The sequence below is a fragment of the Ghiorsea bivora genome (assembly GCF_000744415.1).
GTDB classification, from domain to species: Bacteria; Pseudomonadota; Zetaproteobacteria; order Mariprofundales; family Mariprofundaceae; genus Ghiorsea; species Ghiorsea bivora.
Genome location: NZ_JQLW01000006.1, coordinates 116,550 through 130,363 on the forward strand (window position 1 = coordinate 116,550; position 13,814 = coordinate 130,363).

15 protein-coding genes and 1 other RNA gene are annotated in these 13,814 nt (G+C 41.3%); 1 reads left to right on the forward strand and 15 read right to left on the reverse strand.

Going from position 1 to position 13,814, the window contains the following annotated elements; all coding sequences use genetic code 11:
- The first annotated feature begins 57 nt into the window (after positions 1-57).
- Entirely contained in the window at positions 58-2,022 is a 1,965-nt protein-coding gene (gene rpoD / locus DM09_RS03150; protein ID WP_232507746.1) for an RNA polymerase sigma factor RpoD, read from the forward strand.
- Positions 2,023-2,117: 95 nt separating this feature from the next.
- On the opposite strand, the gene DM09_RS03155 is transcribed toward rpoD, so the two are convergent.
- The 15 genes from DM09_RS03155 to DM09_RS03215 form a co-directional block, all read right to left on the reverse strand.
- On the reverse strand, positions 2,118-2,672 hold the full coding sequence (locus DM09_RS03155; protein WP_038247628.1) for a hypothetical protein: 555 nt from the start codon (positions 2,670-2,672) through the stop codon (positions 2,118-2,120).
- An 11-nt stretch (positions 2,673-2,683) separates the two neighbouring features.
- Positions 2,684-2,983, reverse strand: a complete 300-nt coding sequence (locus DM09_RS03160) for a hypothetical protein (protein WP_038247629.1) — start codon at positions 2,981-2,983, stop codon at positions 2,684-2,686.
- Positions 2,984-3,065: 82 nt separating this feature from the next.
- Entirely contained in the window at positions 3,066-3,863 is a 798-nt protein-coding gene (locus tag DM09_RS03165; RefSeq protein ID WP_038247630.1) for a TIGR00282 family metallophosphoesterase, read from the reverse strand.
- The gene (locus DM09_RS03170; protein WP_157753587.1) at positions 3,853-4,425 is read right to left on the reverse strand and encodes a 5-formyltetrahydrofolate cyclo-ligase; all 573 of its coding nucleotides are present in this window, start codon (positions 4,423-4,425) and stop codon (positions 3,853-3,855) included. The genes DM09_RS03165 and DM09_RS03170 overlap by 11 nt, the downstream gene beginning before the upstream one ends.
- A 10-nt stretch (positions 4,426-4,435) precedes the next feature.
- Positions 4,436-4,613, reverse strand: a non-coding RNA gene (ssrS, locus tag DM09_RS11315) — 6S RNA.
- Positions 4,599-4,922 (reverse strand): cell division protein ZapA, encoded by a 324-nt coding sequence (locus tag DM09_RS03175; RefSeq protein ID WP_051938037.1) that lies wholly within the window; start codon positions 4,920-4,922, stop codon positions 4,599-4,601. Before DM09_RS03175 ends, ssrS begins: the two co-directional genes overlap by 15 nt.
- The gene (locus DM09_RS03180; RefSeq protein WP_038247631.1) at positions 4,903-5,193 is read right to left on the reverse strand and encodes a hypothetical protein; all 291 of its coding nucleotides are present in this window, start codon (positions 5,191-5,193) and stop codon (positions 4,903-4,905) included. The genes DM09_RS03175 and DM09_RS03180 overlap by 20 nt, the downstream gene beginning before the upstream one ends.
- 38 nt (positions 5,194-5,231) lie before the next feature.
- Positions 5,232-5,396, reverse strand: a complete 165-nt coding sequence (locus DM09_RS11530) for a hypothetical protein (RefSeq protein ID WP_157753588.1) — start codon at positions 5,394-5,396, stop codon at positions 5,232-5,234.
- Positions 5,393-6,154, reverse strand: coding sequence for a twin-arginine translocase subunit TatC (tatC, locus tag DM09_RS03185; RefSeq protein ID WP_232507734.1), 762 nt, complete (start codon positions 6,152-6,154; stop codon positions 5,393-5,395). The genes DM09_RS11530 and tatC overlap by 4 nt, the downstream gene beginning before the upstream one ends.
- Positions 6,151-6,465, reverse strand: coding sequence for a hypothetical protein (locus DM09_RS11005; RefSeq protein WP_051938038.1), 315 nt, complete (start codon positions 6,463-6,465; stop codon positions 6,151-6,153). Before DM09_RS11005 ends, tatC begins: the two co-directional genes overlap by 4 nt.
- A gap of 32 nt (positions 6,466-6,497) precedes the next feature.
- The gene (gene tatA, locus DM09_RS03195; RefSeq protein ID WP_038247632.1) at positions 6,498-6,716 is read right to left on the reverse strand and encodes a twin-arginine translocase TatA/TatE family subunit; all 219 of its coding nucleotides are present in this window, start codon (positions 6,714-6,716) and stop codon (positions 6,498-6,500) included.
- 242 nt (positions 6,717-6,958) lie between these two features.
- Positions 6,959-9,289: a Tex family protein gene (locus tag DM09_RS03200; protein ID WP_038247633.1), complete on the reverse strand. Its 2,331-nt coding sequence runs from the start codon at positions 9,287-9,289 to the stop codon at positions 6,959-6,961.
- A 103-nt stretch (positions 9,290-9,392) separates the two neighbouring features.
- Positions 9,393-10,250 (reverse strand): UTP--glucose-1-phosphate uridylyltransferase GalU, encoded by an 858-nt coding sequence (gene galU, locus DM09_RS03205; RefSeq protein ID WP_038247634.1) that lies wholly within the window; start codon positions 10,248-10,250, stop codon positions 9,393-9,395.
- Between the two features lie 203 nt (positions 10,251-10,453).
- Positions 10,454-12,679 carry a hybrid sensor histidine kinase/response regulator gene (locus DM09_RS11010; RefSeq protein ID WP_198401647.1) on the reverse strand — a complete coding sequence of 742 codons (2,226 nt, stop codon included), beginning with the start codon at positions 12,677-12,679 and terminating at the stop codon, positions 10,454-10,456.
- Between the two features lie 74 nt (positions 12,680-12,753).
- Positions 12,754-13,719, reverse strand: coding sequence for an ABC transporter substrate-binding protein (locus DM09_RS03215; protein ID WP_051938042.1), 966 nt, complete (start codon positions 13,717-13,719; stop codon positions 12,754-12,756).
- Between the last annotated feature and the right edge of the window lie 95 nt (positions 13,720-13,814).

A 13,814-nucleotide genomic window follows, 5' to 3' on the forward strand; every position in this document is an offset into this window, starting at 1 on the left:
AAACAACTAAAATAAAAAAATAATTTCCGCAAACGGTGGCTACAAAGCATGAGTAAATTGGATCAATCAAAGGTAAAAGAACTTGGCACATTAATGGCCAAGGGTAAAGAAGCTGGTTTTATTACCTATGACGAATTAAACAGTCATTTACCCAAAGGTTTGGTCGATGCCGATCAAGTTGAAGGTATTATCAACCTCTTTACTGAAATGGGTGTTGAAGTTGTTGACCCACAACGCGCACCCACAGGCGAATATGCCATGCGTAAAGACCGCTTACGCAAAGAAGACTCTGCACTTCGCGCTGATACTACAACATTAGGTACAGTCATCCGTGTGGACGACCCTGTGCGTATGTATTTACGCGAAATGGGTACAGTTGAACTCTTAACCCGTGAAGGTGAAATTGAAATTGCCCGTCGTATTGAAGAAGGACGTATGCAAGTGCATGAGGCCATTTGCCTTTGTCCTGCAACCTTCCGTGAAATCATGCGTTTGGGTGAGCGCGTCATTGAAATTCGTGATGAAGCCGTCGAGCTTGAGGAAGAACCAAATTTCAAAGATATCCTAGATATTGATGATAAAGTGGTGAATGCCGCAGCCATTGCTGAATATGAAAACCGCATGAACAAAAGCGAAATGGACGATGATGACCTCATTGATGCCAAACCTAAGATGAATGCAGAAGAGCTTTCAGCTGCCATTAAAGCACGCACAGCGACACCTGACGGCACACCTATGGAAGAAACCGTCATCACCAAAGAAGAGCAGCTTGAAGAAGCATTAGAGCACTTTGAAAAAGCAAAAGAATTGCACGAAGAATTTTTACGCATACGCCAAGAACGTGTACGTAAACCACGCGACAAGAAATTGGCAGCGCAAGCATCACAACTTTTAAATGCCATGTTGATTGAATTGGTTACCATTCCATTTTCAACCAAACAATTGGTTATGCTTGTCAGTCGTTTTAAAAGTGCCATTGACCGTGTTCGCAAATACGAACGTGCGATTCGTGACCAAGCACTTAAAGCGAAAATGCCACGCAAACTATTTTTAGAAACATTCCCTACCCGTTTAACCGATGAAAAATGGGTCAATGATATGTTAAAGCAACACCCTGACGGACGATGGGTGGAAGCATTTGAACTATCTGCAAATAAAATACGTGAAAACCAACGCCGCCTCAAACGTGTTGAACAAGAAACAGAAATGGATGTTTATGAGCTTAAAGATGTGGCACGTAAACTTACCATGGGCGAAGCAAAAATGCGCCAAGCCAAACGTGAAATGATTGAAGCCAACTTACGTTTGGTGATTTCAATTGCTAAGAAATATACCAACCGTGGTTTGGGTTTCTTAGACTTGATTCAAGAAGGTAATATCGGTTTGATGAAAGCCGTGGATAAATTTGAATGGCGCAGGGGTTATAAATTCTCCACCTATGCAACATGGTGGATTCGCCAAGCCATTACTCGCTCCATTGCTGACCAAGCCCGGACTATTCGTATTCCTGTACACATGATTGAAACCATCAATAAAATCATGCGTATATCACGTCAAATGGCACAAGAAACAGGTCGTGAACCAAGCCCTGAAGAACTTGCAGAACACTTAGAAATGCCTATTGAAAAAGTAGAGCAAATTCTTGAAGTTGCAAAAGAACCCGTATCACTGGATACACCCGTTGGTGATGATGATGACACCAGCTTGGGTGACTTTGTGCAAGATACCAAAGCTGAAAACCCACTGGATACTGCTGTCATTGAAGCATTACGCGAGTCCACACACGAAGTGTTAGAAAACCTAACGGACCGTGAGCAAAAAGTGCTTCGCATGCGTTTTGGTATTGGTATGAATACCGACCATACCTTAGAAGAAGTGGGCAAACAGTTTAATGTAACGCGTGAGCGTATTCGTCAAATTGAAGCCAAAGCATTACGCAAACTTCGTCATCCATCACGCGCACAAAAACTTAAAACCTTCGCCGAAAGCCCTGAGCTTTCATCATCGTTACTCAACAAGTAACTTTTAAACAGAAAAAAGGCAGCTCAGGCTGCCTTTTTTATTTATACCCTTATTGATTCGATGCGCTATGAATGCCAGCACCTTATCTATCAATATCAATCAATATCCACATAAAAAACCAAACCTAAATCTTTATCTTCATGAAATTTGGTCCATACATTAAACACTTTACTCGGGTCAGATAACATCGTGCGTTTGACTAAAAATTGTTTTTTATGCGTACCCGCCGCATCCGAATCCAACACGTCACAAACACCACTAATCGAAAAAAACAATGAATCCTCATCCGATTCATCATTAAAAAAGAAACGACAATTCAAGCCACTGTTTGCTAGCTTATTTTCTGATGTCATGCGCAACACATCGGACTGTACATTAATAATATCCCTGTCTTTCACTTTGGGCGTACGCAATGCAACCATGACATGTGCATCTTTTTCCACAGATGAAATCAATGCACTTAAAGAACCCGTAAATAGACCTTCAAAATTGGCGTTTTTATGGTCCTTTTGAAAAGCAACAAGGTTTACCTGTCGAATCGTGTCCGCATAAACTTGGCTTGGCATGAATGCATATAAACTACAAAGCGAAAATAATAAGATAACAAGCTTATATGGTAAATGTAGTGATACTACGGTGCGTAAATTCATGGACAATATCCTCAAAGCCTTCTTATAAAAGCAACAGTTTCCTGTTGTGTTTGATTAATTTTTTGCTGAAGTGCATTTTTCATCAAAAGCACGTCCTGTCTTGGCATACCAATCTCTTCAAGCTGGTTAATATCCCGCAAGTTATACACCAAATCACGTAACTTTGATATCATCACACGTAATGTTTGCATTCTTTGTGATGTTAAATTTGGATTCATTTCCAAACTGCTGCCAACCGCAGCATCTGCAGCAGACAGCTGCATCACTGTCATGCCAATAACAAACGAAACCAACATCAATAACTTATACATATCACCACCTATCATTGCATACGGGCGGCATATTTCATGTCATCTATGATACCAGTGTGACACAGAGAAGTCTTTCATCAGCTTACGCTTCAGGGCGAATACAAATCCTTTGAATATTTGTTGTTTTCCGAGTTTGCGCATCCACTGTAATTTTTGTGGCAAAAATTGTAGCACCACGCTCCACAGCCTCAAATCGCTGCGGTAACCGCTTCACCATGCGGCGTAACGCCCCTTCTTTTTTCATACCAATAATAGAATTATAAGACCCCGTCATACCAATATCGGATTGGAAAGCTGTGCCACTGGGGTGAATAATTTCATCACAAGTTGGCACATGGGTATGCGTACCATAAACCATACTCACTTGCCCATCGAGATACCAACCCATACCCATCTTTTCACTGGTCACTTCAGCATGAAAATCCACCAAAATAGCATTTACATCATCAGGAATTTCTTCCAGTACTTTATCCGCAGCTTCAAAGGGGCAATCCCAAGTGCCCATAAATACTTGTCCTATCAAATTCATCACTACAACTTTATGCCCATCACGGGTTTCTTGCACCGTCCAACCATTACCTGGGGCATATTTAGAAAAGTTGGCAGGGCGAACAAACCTATCATCTTCTTCAATTTCTTCTAAAAAACTACGCTGGTCCCAGCAATGGTTACCATTGGTAATCACATCCACACCCAAAGCGAATAACTCATCCGCAAGTTTAAGCGTTGTACCAAATCCTGCGGCAATGTTTTCACCATTGGCAACACAGAAATCAATTTGATGCTCATCCAATAAATTGGGCAAATGGTCGCGTAATGCTCTGCGCCCTGCTTTACCAAGCACATCACCAATGATAAGAATGTTTAAACTATTGGACATGAATGATTCCTTTCTCTGTAATAATTGTTGTTAATGGCACATCATGCTGTTCAACAGGAATATTGGGAAGCTCTTGGCATGAAAAAGCAACACCAACTTGCTCATCAAGGTATTGCGCAAAGTCTGCTAACCAACGGTCAAAGTAACCCTTACCCATACCCAAGCGATTACCCTGCCTATCAAAGCCCAATAAAGGGCATACAATCATACTTCGCTTAGCACTGGGCTTCCATATTTCACCTTGTTCAGGCTCTAAAACCCCAAAAGAACCTTTGACCCATAATGTGGGCTCATCAACCTTTACCCATTGCATGGCTGTATCTGCCAACATACGCGGTACAAAACATTCAATATCCGTAAGGTTTAACAATGACTCCGTATCCACCTCAAAAGGTAAAGCTTTGTATACAAGCAATTGTTGCACACCTTTGCAATGCAGATAAGGCAATAAGTGCTGCACAATTTGGCAAGAATAATATTGTTTATCTGCTTGCGATAATTGCTGCCGTTGCTTATTTAAATATTGGCGGAGTTCTTGTTTTTGTTGCGTCATATCAGGCATAAAATAAAAAAGCATCCCCGCGCTGTCGTATCATCAGGAAGTTGTCGAACCCTCATAGTGAGGGGGGCGAAGCATTGTTGCATTAGGTTCTTTCGCAAGGAACGACGCACACAACAACAATAGCAATCTCCCAATCGAAACACATAGGCTCAGGCAACTATGTTGTGACTCGATCAGCGCAGGGACACGTTAGCTAAACCCTCTGCTTGTGCAACCGCTTGGTCAAGCTTGGATATCAGCTTGTTTAATGCCTGTGGTGAAGCTTGTTTTTGATTTAATAAATCATCTGCCAAATTCAGCGCAATCAACGCCATAATTTTACTGGTATCGATAATTGTACCCGAGCTTTTTAAGGCATCAAACTGCTCTTGTACCAAAGCAGCAGCAGCTTCTACCTTTTTCGGGTCATCATCGGTATGAATATGAAGTTTCAAACCTGCAAGGTTAATTTCTACGGATTCACTCATACTAAAACGCTCATGTTTGCCTACTTGCATTTTCAGCAGCTAACACATCAAGTTTTTCAATCGTATGTTCAATACGTGCTTTGGCTTCCAACCGTTTGTTTTCTAAGTTTTGATGCTCTAACTGTAACTTTTCAATTTGTTCGCGACGTTTACGCAACTCTGCTTCTGCCAAACGTGCCACTTCTCGCAAACGACGATTCTCCGCCAAAATTTGCTCATGATTACGCCGAATCGTTGCCAAGTGCTCAAGCAGTATAGCTACCTGCTCTTCTACTTTTTTACTTTGTTCCTCTGCATTCATGTCGTGATTGAAACACTGAACAAACTATAGGTCAACACTCAGTCTTGCTGTATTTGTTGAATCGTATTGCAATGGTGGCAAACCACAGCTTCATTGGCAATACGTTTATGACAAGTGTCACATGGCTTTTGTTTGAAAAAACGTTTGTATAAATGTAACACAAGCATCACCATAATAATGGCTAAAACCAAACGAACAATCATAATTCACGCTCTTTATTGTCTTCAACTTCTTTGGCTTTTTTTGCCGCCATATGAGACAACACAATACCTACTTCATAAAGCAATAACATGGGCAATGCCAATAAGGTTTGCGAAATAATATCAGGTGGCGTAAGAATAGCCGCAAAAATAAATGCCCAAACAATCACATAACGTCTTTTGTCTTTAAGGGCTTGTGTCCCCACCAAGTCCATGCGCACCAATAACATAATAATGATTGGAATTTGAAAGCTCATGCCAAAAGCAAACAACAGCTTCAATACCAAAGTTAAATACTCTTTAATCGCAGGCATTGCCTGAATTAAATCTGTAGAAAAACCAAGGAAAAACTTAAAAATAAGTGGGAAAACTACATAAAAAGAAAAAGTTGCCCCTGCAATCATTAAGAACAAGCTAGATACAAAATAACCAAGAAAAGCCCGTCGCTCATTTTTATATAAACCAGGGGCTACAAATGCCCACAGCTGATAAAATGTAATCGGGGCAGTGACAAATAAACTTAATACCAAAGCAATTTTCAAATACGTAAAAAACACATCGGGCGCATTTAAAAATACCAAAGGTGTACCCGGTGGTAATGCTGCACGAATGGGCGCTGAAATAAATTCAAACACAATGTCTGAAAAATTCATCAATACCAAGACACCAAAAACATAAGCTAAAATAGCAATCATCAATCGTTTTTTCAGCTCTTTAAGATGTGTCATCAATGGTGTTGCATCTACTGCTTGCTCAGTCACGTATCTTTCTTCTCTTGTTTAGAATCATCTGTTACTGATTGCGTAGCCGCTTCTACTTCTGCTTTAACTTGCGACATATCCGAAGTTGCCGCTTGCATATGTGTTTCCACTTCTTCTTTTATCTGCTGCACAGGTTTCGTAAGCTGTTGCTTTTCTTGGTCAAGTTGCATTTTAAGACTGTTCAACCACAATCGACCTTCTCGCACGACTTTAGCAATTTGTGCCAAAAAAGATGGTAAACGTTCTGGTCCAAGCACCAAAAAACCAACAATACCTATAAGGATGAGTTCAATCATCCCAATATCAGGCATGTTTTATTGCTCCGACAAATAAGTATAACATTTTACGATGATTTTTTATCCTTTTGTTTTTCAGTAGAAGATACTTCTACATCAATGGTTTTATCATCATCTTTATCTTTTTCATCGATAGAAATATTGGTTCTAAAGCTCTTAATACCTTTAGCAAGCCCTTCGCCCAAAGCTGGTAATTTTTTCGCGCCAAATAATACCATGACGATTACCAATATTAAGATTAATTCCGTTGTTCCTAAACCAAACATAATACCTGCCCCTTCATTTTTTCATTTCTGCAAACTTACACGTTCGCAAGCCTAAGGCAAGCAAAGCAAAGTCTCATTAAGATAATGCTGATTTATTGGCATCCTGCCAAACATCAGGACGAGAAAAGAAAAGCGTGGTTTTCCTTTCTCTTACAAATCAATCGCTTACGCTATTTATTTGGCAGACCATCCATGATCTGCACGGAAGCACTAAATAAATCAGCGCTTCCTTCAATTTCCTATTATTTTTCTAATGCCTTGGCAAAGGCTGCTGCAAAAGCATTGTCTGCCTGTGGTTTTCCACGTCCTTGTGAACCTTTAACCCGTGATTTTTGTTTTAATTTCTGTTGCACTTGTTTGCTCACACTAGACTCTTGTTTTCGTTGCGGTTTTTTATCTTTTCTAACCACTTCACCCGTTGCTTTCCCATCCGAGCGCATACTTAATGAAATACGCCGCCGCTTCATGTCCACTTCACTCACTTTAACAGTAACGACCTGCCCTGTTTTCACCAACTTACGTGGATCATCAACAAACTGATCGGCCAAAGCAGAAATATGAATCAAACCATCTTGATGCACACCAATATCAACAAATGCACCAAAATTCGTAACATTACTGACTACACCTTCAAGCTGCATACCTACACGTAGGTCACGAATATCATTCACACCTGACTTAAATTTTGCTGTTTTAAAACTTGGGCGCGGATCACGACCTGGTTTTTCTAGCTCAGCCAATACATCACGCACGGTCTGCTCGCCAAAGTTGCCTTGTGCCAAGGTTTGAATATCCACAGCCTTACTTAAACCTTCTTTGCCCACAGCCTCATGTAAATCCAATGATAGCTGCTGCAACACACGCTCCACCAAAGCATAAGCTTCAGGGTGTACCGCTGAGGCATCTAGCGGATTATCACCGTTTAGAATCCGCAAAAAACCAGCCGCTTGCTCAAATGTTTTTTCACCCAAACCTTTAATAGATAACAATTCATTGCGATTGCTAAATGCACCTTTGGCATCACGCTGCTCTACAATTGCCGCTGCTACGTTTCGATTTAAACCTGCAACATAAGCAATCAACTCAACCGATGCCGTATTTAAGTTTACCCCCACCGCATTCACACAGTCTTCAACCACACTGGTCAAAGCCTCGTTCAAGCTTACCTGATCAATATCATGTTGATACTGCCCCACCCCAATAGCCTTAGGCTCAATTTTCACCAATTCTGCAAGCGGATCCTGCAAGCGGCGAGCAATCGAAACGGCTCCACGCAAAGAAACATCAACATCAGGAAACTCTTTGGATGCAAGCTCAGAAGCCGAATAAACCGATGCCCCAGCCTCGGAAACAATCACTGAAGTTAATTTAAACTGCGGATATGTTTCCATCAGTTCTGCAACCAATTTCTCCGTCTCACGTGAGCCTGTACCATTCCCAATAGCAACAAGTTCTGGTTTATGTTTATCCACCAACACTGCCAATGCGGCAAGCGACTCTTGCCAGCGGTTTTTCGGCTGATGCGGATAAATCACGGCAGTTTCAAGTAATTTCCCATGCTGATCTATCACAGCAACTTTCACACCCGTACGAATACCAGGATCTAAGCCCAGCACAGCCTTTTGCCCAGCAGGTGCGGCAAGCAATAAGTCGCGAATATTCTCACCAAATACTTTAATTGCCTCTTCTTCTGCACGTTGGCGTAAATCTTTAAAGAAGTCAGTTTGAAAACGTTTAAGTATCTTTTGCCAAGCCAAATTCGCCGTGTCTTGTAAAAAGCGATAGGCTGCAGCACCTTGACGAAATTTAAAATGTGTACACAGCATCCCAACATACACACTTGCATCTTCTTCCATATTCGCCAGTAATTTTAAACGTAAAAAACCTTCTTGCTGCCCACGGAACAACGCCAATGCCCGATGTGAGGGTATCTTTTTGTATAGTTCTGTATAATTGAAGTAATCGGTAAACTTCACGGCTTCTTCTTGTTTCTTTTTCACCACGCGACTACACATCACAGCACTTTTCTGCAAATGTCTGCGCAACTTACCCAATAACACGGCATCTTCACTAAACTGCTCAATAAGAATGTCTTGCGCACCTTGTAAAGCATCATCAATGCCTTCAATACCAAGCTCAGGATTCACAAAACCCAAAGCATGCTGCTTAGGTTGTTGGTCTTGATTGGATAACAAAAGCGTCGCTAAAGGCTCTAACCCTGCTTCTTTTGCCACGCTAGCTTTGCTGCGACGCTTGGGTTTATAAGGTAAATATAGGTCTTCCAACTGTGTTAAAGATACGGCTGTCAAAATCTTATTTTGCAACTGTGGGGTTAATAAACCTTGTTTTTCTATACTTTTAAGAATGCTTTGCTGTCGCGCCGAAAATTCACGCAATTGCCCCAAACGTTTTTCCAAAGCACGCAGTTGAATATCATCCAAATTGCCCGTCATTTCTTTACGGTATCGTGCAATAAACGGTACGGTCGCGCCTTCATCCAATAAAGAGACTGCCGCTTTCACTTGTTTGGGCTGAACACCCAGTTCTTGTGCTATAGTTTCAATGATTTGCATACTTGCCCCAGCATTGTTTTACAATTTGAGGGGCAAGATAACATGAAGTTTCGTCAGCGCACTGACAATTTCAGACACCACACAAACATGAAGCAGGTGCGACTTAAATATCTAAGGTCTGAATATAGTCTTTAAACAACTTACCATATTTGGGGTGTCTTAAACCAAGACTAAGGTTGGCAATAAGGAAACCCAAGGGATTACCCGCGTCAAAACGTTCTGCCTCAACCACCAAACCATAAACAGGTTCAACTTTTGCCAAAGCATCCATAGCATCCGTGAGTTGCAATTCGCCACCCACACCAACTTCACCCTGCTTTAAGAAGTCAAACAAGCGTGGTGTAAACACATAACGTCCAATCATAGCCAAGTCTGATGGGGCATCCTCAACCGCAGGTTTTTCAACCAAACCCTGTAGTCGGTACAAACCATTTTCTTCCGCTTCAACTTGCGCAATACCATACCTAGATACTTCTGCCTTGGGCACACGCGCCATTGCCACCACGGAAAAACCCGTCTTTTCATGTGCTTGACGCAGCTGCCGCATCACTGGAACTTGTGAAATCATCAACTCATCCGCCAAAGAAACACCAAAAACTTCATCACCCACCCAAGGTTCGGCACACAACACAGCATGCCCCAAACCTTTGGCAACCTTTTGTCTGATATATGCAATCGTCGCCATCTGTGCAACACGAGAAACTTCTCGGTACAACTCATCTTTACCCGATGCATGAAGATTCGCTTCTAATTCTGCAGAAATATCAAAATGATCTTCAATGGCATGTTTCCCCCGCCCAGTAATCATAATAATATCATCCAAACCTGCAGCCAATGCCTCTTCAACACCATATTGAATCATGGGTTTATCCACCACCGTCAACATTTCTTTAGGTGTTGCCTTGGTTGCAGGCAGGAAACGTGTACCCATTCCCGCTGCTGGAAAAACTATTTTTCTCATTCTATACCCCAAAAATTATTACTGTACTGCATGCCTTTCATATTTAAACGTTAAGCAGTTACTCTAAAAAAACAAATCTAACAACAGCCCGTCATATACCAAACATCTGTCAAATAGCATAACAAATCTTGTATCACGTACAAGTTTAACGTTGCTAAACAATCATCTTATAAAACCGAAACACGCTTACAAACAACACACTATCACGAAGCCCTATGTAATAGTTGATAAATAGCATCTTGTAAAACATCAAAATGTATAGGTTTGGTTAAAATTTGACTTTGTGTGGGTATGCTGCCTATTTTTAGCACATTATTTTTATCATAACCCGTCATCAGAATTACAGGAACTTGTGATTTTATATCCCGCAAAACTTGCACAAGCTGAACACCACCCAATTTAGGCATCACAACATCAACCATAACCAAAGCAATATCCTTGTAATGCTCTTTAAATATAACGAATGCTTGCTCACCATCACTGGCCTGATAAACCCTATAACCCATTGTTTCTAAAACCTCTGCCATAGCTTGGCGTACCTCGACTTCATCATCTGCCAACAAAATAACTTCACCATTGGCCTCCGTCATTTGTATTCTCGGCTGTATACGCTTTTTATCTTGGTCGGATTTGATGGTAGGTAAATAGACATGAAAAGAAGCCCCTTCACCTGGCTGGCTTTCCACCTCAACAACACCATGATGGCTAAGGATTGCACCATACACCATAGACAAACCCAGCCCCGTACCCTTATCAACATCTTTGGTTGTAAAAAACGGATCAAAAATATACTTCACATCTTCCTCGGCAATGCCACAACCATTATCTTGCACACACAGATGTACCAATCTATCGATATCAGTAAACCCATGTTTTTGCTTAAAATTTTCGCTTGGTATATAAGTATGAAGTGTTACGGAAATCGTTGGTTCAGGCATATCTTCCACTGCATCTCGGGCATTGTTTAACAAGTTCATCAGCACCTGCTGAAGTTGGCTAGAATCTGCGTAAACCATCATGGATTCATCTTCAATGTTATGCTTTACATGAACATTCTCAGGAATCGTGACTTTCGCCAATTGCAATGACTCTTGCACAAATGCCTGCATGGAAAGTTTTTCCTTTTGCATCACACCTTTGCGTGAAAAGCTTAATAACTGCGCAATCATGGTCGCTGCCTTATCACTTAACCCTTCTATACGCTCAACTTTCGCAACCGCCGCAGCTACATCCCCCTGCAACATACTCCTTTTTGCCAAATACATATTACCTGTCATAGCAGCTAAAATATTATTAAAGTCATGGGCGATACCGCCCACCAAAGTACCAATAGCTTCCATTTTTTGTGCTTGATGAAATTGTGCTTCTAAATCTTTAATATCCGTAACATCACGTGAAATTCCAATCAAACCAAGCAATTCCCCTTGTGCATTACGATAGGGGGACTTTAAAGTATCAAACAACCCTTTACGCCCATCAGGATAAGCTACCCAAGTCTCACTTCTTAAACTCTCACCTTGTGTAAATATACGTTTATCGTGCTCGGCAAACTGTTTGGCTTGTGCTGGTTCAAAGAAGTCAAAATCAGTACAGCCCACAACATCAGCTTCCGAAGCTTTGCCTACCAAAGTACAAAATGCATGATTACAACCAAGGTATACACCCTCTGTATCCTTTAAAAACACAAGGTCGGGCACCGATTCTAAGATATTATTCAATAATATATTGGTTTGCGTAAGACTAGTTTGCGACTTGCGAAGTGCAGCATGCATGGATGACAGAGACTCTGCCAAGTGTGCCACCTCTTTTGTGCCCTGAACCTTCAATGTGGTCGTGCCTTTACCCTGCTCAACACCTTGAATAAACCGCATGCTGGCTGCTAAAGGCTGAGTAACTGCCTTTCTCATAAACATAAAGAATAACAATGCAACCAACACAAGCAATCCAGCAAAATACATCAATTGTTGCTGTTGCTCACGCTGCAAAATCATCGCCTGTTTCTTAAAAGTAAATTTACCAATCATCAACCCTTGACCAAGGTCTTGCGCTTGGAAAGATGCCGACATATCAATGGGATAATAAATATACCCTTCAGCATTTTCTGTATTGACATCAGACAGTATATGATGGTTCTTTAAGGCAGTCGTAAAATGCAGGTTATTGAGGTCTGGAATGACATCTTTTGCCTGCTTACCCAACCATGTATAATGTGTAGCGTTGATGATTTTCCCTGACTTATCCACCACACTAAGGTGCTCTATAGTATCACTGGCAGCAGCCACTGACACAAAACGCTGTGCAGATTGAACTTCGCCTTGCCGTAAATCTCGCACAACCTGTAAAGATAGGTTGGAAAGTTGCTCTTGAAACAAACGTAAGTTCATGTCTGCCAACTGCTGTTGAGCACCCACATATATAGATGAAATCACAAACCAACCTACTGGAAAAACAAAAAGAACAAATAGAAAAGAAACAACCTGCCCTAAACTAAATCTTTGCAATATCATAGCTTCACATGCGTCACAAAAGTTTTATCTTGGATATGAGAAACGGAAAACTGATGTTTAATCATCCCTCGGTTTCGCATCAAATCATATACCTCGCGGGTATGACGCTCAAACTTGGATGGTGAGCCTGAAAAATAAGCAATATTTTCGCTTACACTCGGCAAAATTAAATCTTGGTATGTTTGTTGTAATGCATGGGTTGTAATGTGTAAGCGCGGTGCCATAAGGTTTACACTCTTTTCCGCATGTTGTTCCATGTATGCTCGCGCCTTAGCATAAGCTTGTACCAACTGGAAAATATTCTCACGTTGTTTCTCTAGTTGTTCGGTGCGCACTGCCAACACATCAACAATTAAATCTGGAACCACGCGACTATCAAACAAAACATGTGCTCCATGTTGTTTCAACCTACTTTCTATAGGTTCAAACGTCACCACCGCATCAACCTTACCACTGGTATATGCTTCTTCGTGCTCATCTGCTGGCACATACACCACTTGAACATCATCACTCTCAAGACCAGCATGGTTTAAAGCAGCATAAAACAATAATGCGCCAACTCCCGTACTCTCCACACCAACACGGTGGTTTCGAATATCCGCTAGTGTTTTTAAGGAAGGTTTGGCAAGTAAAACATCTGCGCCATTTGAAAAATCAAACACCAACACAATAGTCAGCTCAGTGCCCATGTCCATCACACTTAGAGCTTCATCCAGCGTCAATGCAGCAGCATCTAAACGCCCCCCACGAAGTAAAGTAATCGATTCGGTACTGGAAGGTAGCTCCACCAACTTCACCTTATGCTTAGGCAAATAACCTAGGTCTCTGGCTAAAAACATAGGCTCATAACCTGGCCACTGGTTCACACCAACTTTCAGTAGTTCTGATGGTTTATCCGCACAAGAGATCAACAAAAACAATAACATAAAAGCAAAAAACTTCGCGTATGCAAAATATTTCATTACCCCTCCTTACCCAAATGCAATCATGATGATATTAAAACCAATCCACTTCGGCGAAACAATGAAGCAAACACATATTAGGTCAAGAAAATCAA

Bases quoted from the DNA above. Each gene is read 5' to 3' on its own strand.
- DM09_RS03155 (WP_038247628.1), bottom strand. From the start codon at position 2,672: ATGAATTTACGCACCGTAGTATCACTACATTTACCATATAAGCTTGTT.
- DM09_RS03160 (WP_038247629.1), bottom strand. From the start codon at position 2,983: ATGTATAAGTTATTGATGTTGGTTTCGTTTGTTATTGGCATGACAGTG.
- DM09_RS03165 (WP_038247630.1), bottom strand. From the start codon at position 3,863: ATGTCCAATAGTTTAAACATTCTTATCATTGGTGATGTGCTTGGTAAA.
- DM09_RS03170 (WP_157753587.1), bottom strand. From the start codon at position 4,425: ATGCCTGATATGACGCAACAAAAACAAGAACTCCGCCAATATTTAAAT.
- DM09_RS03175 (WP_051938037.1), bottom strand. From the start codon at position 4,922: ATGCAAGTAGGCAAACATGAGCGTTTTAGTATGAGTGAATCCGTAGAA.
- DM09_RS03180 (WP_038247631.1), bottom strand. From the start codon at position 5,193: ATGAATGCAGAGGAACAAAGTAAAAAAGTAGAAGAGCAGGTAGCTATA.
- DM09_RS11530 (WP_157753588.1), bottom strand. From the start codon at position 5,396: ATGATTGTTCGTTTGGTTTTAGCCATTATTATGGTGATGCTTGTGTTA.
- DM09_RS11005 (WP_051938038.1), bottom strand. From the start codon at position 6,465: ATGCCTGATATTGGGATGATTGAACTCATCCTTATAGGTATTGTTGGT.
- tatA (WP_038247632.1), bottom strand. From the start codon at position 6,716: ATGTTTGGTTTAGGAACAACGGAATTAATCTTAATATTGGTAATCGTC.
- DM09_RS03200 (WP_038247633.1), bottom strand. From the start codon at position 9,289: ATGCAAATCATTGAAACTATAGCACAAGAACTGGGTGTTCAGCCCAAA.
- galU (WP_038247634.1), bottom strand. From the start codon at position 10,250: ATGAGAAAAATAGTTTTTCCAGCAGCGGGAATGGGTACACGTTTCCTG.
- DM09_RS03215 (WP_051938042.1), bottom strand. From the start codon at position 13,719: ATGAAATATTTTGCATACGCGAAGTTTTTTGCTTTTATGTTATTGTTT.